Raw genomic sequence first — 5,205 nt, 5'->3', positions numbered from 1 at the left:
TCACAGAACTGAACGAATTCTTGAGTGGAAAAGAGAGGGGGTCATCAATGTTGACGGAATCGATACTTCCCATGGCTATATTGACCTTGTTCCCCTCTTTTGTTCTTTCTGATTTATGACTATAATTTAATCAGAATCAAACTTAAGACGGCTATAAGCAATTGGGGTTTAAGTGATTAACCAAAAATTAGAACATAAAATAATGGTCAGTGCTAAACTGAAAAGTTAGGGCAAAAAATCCCCAACTGCTCATAGCCAAACCGTTACCTGCAAGCTAAAAACCAACTGCATATTTTAGCACTTTAGGTTTTGCCACACACAATTCCACCGCTCTAAAAACCAAAAGAGCTAAAATTTCCCAACGCTCGAATGGAATAATTCAATTAATATTCATAAATTTGTCAAAAAATGACAAGTCTTATGGAGACCACTTTTGGAGAATACATCCGACTTTTAAGAAATGAACACGAATTGACTTTAACTCAACTTGCGGCCAAATTGAATTTAGACTCTGCTAATTTGAGTAAAATAGAAAATGGAAAACGAGATTTTGATGAAAAACGCTTACCAAAACTTGCAAAAATTTTCAACCTTAATCTTACTGAATTGCGGAATGAATATCTAACCGACCAAATTGGAAAACAGATTTACGAAACAAATTGCACAAAGCAACTTTTGCAAGTTGCAGAAGAAAAAGCAGAGTATCGTAGACTTAAAAATATAAAAACGGCATAATGGAACTAACACAAGATAGATTAGATGTTTTACAAAAAACAAGGTCAAATATTTTCAATTGGAGAGGTCAGTTTACACCTGAATTTGTTGAATATATTATTGAGATAGTTGGTCTCAAACCAAATTCAGTAATTGCTGACCCATTTGTTGGAAGTGGAACTGTTTTAATTGAGGCAGCAAAAAAAGAACATACAGCAATTGGATTCGAGATTAATCCAGCAGCTTATCAAATGTCAAGTTTTTATAAATATTCAAATTTAAATCTGAAAGAACGACAAAGCTTAATTGATACAATTGAATTAAAGCTTAAAAGTGTTTTATCTCAATTAAATGGACAATTGATTTATAACAATTCCGAATCTTATAGAGATTCATATTCAGGTCTTATCCAAGTAGCAAAAAAAATTGAACAGATTAGCAGTGAAACTGATTTGTCTTTTTTAATGAATATTCTCTTTGCTTCAGAAAGTGACAAGAAGTTGACAATTAAAGAATCATTAAAAAAATCTTTTGAATGGTTTAAAAACAACCTATTAAATCTTCCTTTCAATAGTTCATCAATTGAAGTTCACAATTTAGATGCAAGATTAATTGGAGAATTGTATCAAAGCAAAATAGATTTAATAATTACAAGTCCTCCATATATTAATGTCTTTAACTATCATCAAAACTATCGTGCAGTAACAGAATCTTTCAACTACAAAATCTTAAACGTTGCTCATTCAGAGTTTGGCTCAAACAGAAAAAATAGAGGGAATCGCTTGCTAACAGTTGTTCAGTATATAATGGATATGGAAGCTTCTTTAAAAAGCTTTTGGCTTTCGTTGAATGATAACGGCAAAATGGTTATGGTTCTTGGAAAAGAATCTAATGTAAGAAAAACTCCTTTTTACAATGGACTTATAATTTCTGAATTAATAAATAAAATGGGTGGCTTTTCGATTTTATCTAAAAGTAATAGAGCATTTCAAAACAAATTCGGAAAAGAAATTATTGAAGATATTCTAATTATTAAAAAAATCGCAAACCAAATTCCCAAAACAGGATTCGCTCAAAACATTGCCGAAGAACATTTAATTGAAGCACGAAAATCAGCTCCTGTTGATGTTATAAACGATTTTGATGATGTGATGAATAAAATAAAATATGTTAAAAACTCACCTATTTATAAATAAAGTATGGCATTAACACCGCATAGAGATAAGCTCATTGCAGCAATCAGTAACCCAAAAGCTAAAAATGATAAAGGCTTATTAGAAGAAGCACATAAAGCATATCTGAATTGGACATCTCAATTATCCAAACTAAAAAGTTCGGGAGACACGAGAGTTAAAGAAATGACTAAACTTCTCAATGAGTATAAGGATTATTTGGAAGTGGAGTTAATTGCTAAAAGCGGAAGCCCTTTTATTAAAAGGCAAAAGGGACAACTTAAGCTTGACAATAGCATAATTGAGGAATTCCTTATTCATTTAGTCAATGATGATGTAATAAAAAACCTTCCGAAAGAAATAGAAACAGGTTCTCAAACTGCATTTATGTCATTATCGTTCAGACCAAGTTCAATTGAAAGTCTTGCGCAAAAACCAGAAATTGTATTAAAACAAAAAGACCAAGATTTTACAATTGGAAAGAGTATTTACTACCAATTTTCTCCTGACAGTAAATTTGATAAGAAACTTACATTGGATGGTCGGTTTTTCCTTGCTGTCCTTGCAGCAGAAGTCAAAGTAAATTATGACAAGACAATGTTTCAAGAATGTGCAGGTACTGCATCAAGACTAAAACAAGGATGTCCCTTGTCCAAATATTATGCATTGATTGAATATTTAGATATGAAGCCCGAAGATGTTAGATTAACGGATATTGATAATGTTTTTCTGTTGAGAAAAGCCAAAAGATTACCTTACGAAAAAAGGAGCATTTTTGAAGAGGTTAGAGACCAACATAAAGATAATCCAATAAGTTCTGACGTGATGATAAAATTCGTGAGTGAAATTCAAGAATTTGTTAATGCAACTTGGTATGATGCGGAAGCAGCTATAGAAAGAGGCTCATTCTCATAAGCCATACACATTTGCAATTCGCACGAGCCACCGCTACACCAAAAATTACAAAAGAGTATGTCTTTGCCAACGCTGAAAGACGAACGAAAAAATAAAGCCAGCAGGTAACAATGTATATAAAAAATAGGCGAAACAGTAATAAAATCAAGGCTTTTGGCTCGTATCAAAGTTTGTGCTTAACCGAAAGTGAAATGCTTCGAAATCGCCTACTTTTCATATACTAACCGTTGCCTGTAATGCGAAAATGAACAAATCGATAGCATATATATTAATTATTTTGACATTTGGTTGCGGAACCAAAAATCTTCATCAGAATCGGATTTACATTCAAGACGACAAACTTTACGGCGAACTTGAAAATGGACTTCCAGACAAAGACACTCTTATTGAACTTAAAAACAAAAACGGAACTGTAAGCGGAATTGGAAAAATGGCAGTTTCAAAAGACAATGTTAGTGATATAAAATGCGGACTTTGGAAAGAATATGACTCGGACGGAATTCTATCATCAGAAGGAAATTATAAAATAAGCTCTTTTATCGACTGTGGAATGGGCGGAGCTTTCCGAGCTTTCTATTATTACAGAATTGGAGAGTGGAAATACTTTAAGAAAAATGGAGAATTGGATTTTGCACTCGATTTTGTTCCCAAAATGCACCACGTTGATACAAGATGTGAAGGCGGAGACAATATGATTTTCGGAATTATAGATACCATTCCACTAAATTATTGGGACAAAGTAGATGCAAACAAAATTTATGAATTACAAAAAATAACTTTTTCTGACCAATATGCAATAACGACAATTATTCCTTTAAACGGGAAAATATATATTGAGACAGAAAATAACTTATAAAAAATAAAGCACTACAGGCAACACCGTGTATAGCTCATTGCGGCTGAATTCCTAATCGGAATTCATTGCAATTTGCTATCTTTCGGTTACTGCGGAAAATCATAGCTGATTTTCCGCAACGAGCCATACACAAACCCGTTGTGCATAATGCGAAAACCAACCAAAACCAGAACAAATGACATCAGAAAGTTTTGAAAAACATAACATATTTGATAGGTTAAACTCATTAGAAGAAATATTATCAAATGAGGAATTAAAAGAAAAAATTGACCTTGAAAAACTATCATTCTTTCAAACTGTCTTTTCATATATAAATCAACGAGTTAAACTAACAATTCCTGATTTAGTTCAACAAACCGAACTTGACGCTTTAAGCAACGAATTGAATGCTGGAATTGCTCAAATTAATAGCTTTTCTGGAAATAATAATGTCGGACACTTAACCAATGCAACTAACAATTTCAATGCGGCTATAAACCGAGTTAAAAATTTACCTATTCCTGTTGCAAAAACAGACTTTAATTTTTCCCGAAAAATTGCTGACTTTGAAAAAACTGCAAAAGGAAAGTATAAATCCTTGGAGAAAGAAAAAAACGAACTTAAATCTGAAATTGAAAGTTTTAAAACCAACTTGACAAATAAAGAAGCGGAAATCCAAAGATTACTAAAACTAATTGAAGGAAAAGAAGCTGAAATTCAAAACTTAAACTCAAGTTTTCAAACAAATTTTAACAATATAAAATCCGAGCACAATCAAAGTTTTGAGAACGATAGAAAGACCTATCGTACTGAAATAGACAAAGCTAAAGAAACTTTCCGAGAAGAAATTGACGAATTAAAAGATAGCATAGACACGGATACCACAAAAATTGTTGAGCAACTGAACAAAAAACTTACAGAAGCAAAAACTCTTGTTAATCTGATTGGCAACGTTGGAGTTACTGGTAATTATCAAAATATTGCAAACAGCCATAAGAAAAGTGCTGATTTTTGGCGTGTTATGGCAATTGTATTTATGAGCGTATTTTCCATATTGTTAGTTTGGACTATCATAGATTTAAGTTCTGAAGGTTTTGATTGGACTAAATCACTAATAAGAATTATTGCAGCAGCAGCTTTATCTTATCCTGCAACATATGCAGCTCGGGAATCTTCAAAACATAGAAAATTAGAAACCATTAATAGAAACGCAGAACTTGAATTAGCTTCAATCAATCCTTTTATTGAAGGATTGGCTGATGATAAAAAGCAAGTAATTAAAGAAAAATTGGTTGAAAAATATTTTGGAAATAATAACAATAACGACTTTTTAGACTCAAAAGAATCAGAAGGTTTATCTATTCCAGCGTTTGAAAAGTTATTGAATGCAATAGCAAAATTAAAAGGATAAAAGCACTATGCACAACAAAGAACTGAGTTAAAAAACAAGTCTTTTTAAGCCAATCTCGATATATAATTCTCATCGTAAGGTATTCCGGATTTTGCAATGGCAAATGCCTGTTTCAAAAGCTTGTTCGATACCGCTATCAATGCTAGTTTCTTGCTTTT

The 5,205-nt window shown here is 32.2% G+C and carries 5 protein-coding genes and 1 pseudogene; 5 read left to right on the top strand and 1 reads right to left on the bottom strand.

Going from position 1 to position 5,205, the window contains the following annotated elements; translation table 11 throughout:
• Positions 1-420: 420 nt before the first annotated feature.
• The 5 genes from GO009_RS17120 to GO009_RS17100 all read left to right on the top strand — a co-directional run bounded on the left by GO009_RS17120 (position 421) and on the right by GO009_RS17100 (position 5,047).
• Positions 421-735 (top strand): helix-turn-helix domain-containing protein, encoded by a 315-nt coding sequence (locus tag GO009_RS17120; protein WP_163627936.1) that lies wholly within the window; start codon positions 421-423, stop codon positions 733-735.
• Positions 735-1,910 (top strand): DNA methyltransferase, encoded by a 1,176-nt coding sequence (locus GO009_RS17115; RefSeq protein WP_163627935.1) that lies wholly within the window; start codon positions 735-737, stop codon positions 1,908-1,910. The genes GO009_RS17120 and GO009_RS17115 overlap by 1 nt, the downstream gene beginning before the upstream one ends.
• Before the next feature lie 3 nt (positions 1,911-1,913).
• Positions 1,914-2,801, top strand: coding sequence for a Bpu10I family restriction endonuclease (locus GO009_RS17110; RefSeq protein WP_163627934.1), 888 nt, complete (start codon positions 1,914-1,916; stop codon positions 2,799-2,801).
• Between the two features lie 244 nt (positions 2,802-3,045).
• Complete coding sequence (locus tag GO009_RS17105; protein WP_163627933.1) at positions 3,046-3,657, top strand: hypothetical protein; 612 nt, start codon at positions 3,046-3,048, stop codon at positions 3,655-3,657.
• 175 nt (positions 3,658-3,832) lie between these two features.
• Positions 3,833-5,047: a hypothetical protein gene (locus GO009_RS17100; RefSeq protein ID WP_163627932.1), complete on the top strand. Its 1,215-nt coding sequence runs from the start codon at positions 3,833-3,835 to the stop codon at positions 5,045-5,047.
• 44 nt (positions 5,048-5,091) lie between these two features.
• Here the strand turns inward: GO009_RS17100 and GO009_RS17095 are convergent.
• A pseudogene (locus GO009_RS17095) lies at positions 5,092-5,205 on the bottom strand (IS110 family transposase); the annotation flags it as partial.

The organism is Allomuricauda sp. TY007 (genome assembly GCF_010468565.1).
In the GTDB taxonomy this organism is placed as follows: domain Bacteria; phylum Bacteroidota; class Bacteroidia; order Flavobacteriales; family Flavobacteriaceae; genus Flagellimonas.
The sequence above is the reverse complement of the archived record's forward strand: the minus strand, read 5'-3'. Positions and strand labels throughout refer to the sequence as shown.